Genomic DNA, 391 nt, shown 5'->3' on the forward strand with positions numbered 1-391 from the left:
GGCGACCGGTACTAATACACCAAACAAACCAACAACCGGTTTCAACAAACCACACACAAAACGAAACACTGTTCGCGTCCACTATGCAGTCACTGACACAACACACCCACATTGTCACAATGACATCTCAATACAGTCCACAACACATGGACACTCTATGAACCCCTATAGATGTGTCGGTGGTTGATAGCGGCGGGGAAACGCCCGGTCCCATTCCGAACCCGGAAGCTAAGCCCGCCCGCGCCGATGGTACTGCTCCCGGGAGGGAGTGGGAGAGTAGGTTACCGCCGACCCAACAACTTCACACACAAACACCCAAAGTACAACACCCACGTTGCACTTTGGGTGTTTTCACGTATACCCACACGATTGTTGTCGCCGACAACAGCAA

Annotated in this window: 1 rRNA gene; it reads left to right on the forward strand. The window is 52.4% G+C overall.

The annotated features are described in order from the left end of the window. Positions 1–175: 175 nt before the first annotated feature. Positions 176–293: ribosomal RNA gene (gene rrf, locus HMPREF2734_RS07480) — 5S ribosomal RNA — on the forward strand. Positions 294–391 lie beyond the last annotated feature (98 nt).

It is taken from the genome of Corynebacterium sp. HMSC055D05 (assembly GCF_001810365.1).
Classification (GTDB): Bacteria; Actinomycetota; Actinomycetes; order Mycobacteriales; family Mycobacteriaceae; genus Corynebacterium; species Corynebacterium coyleae.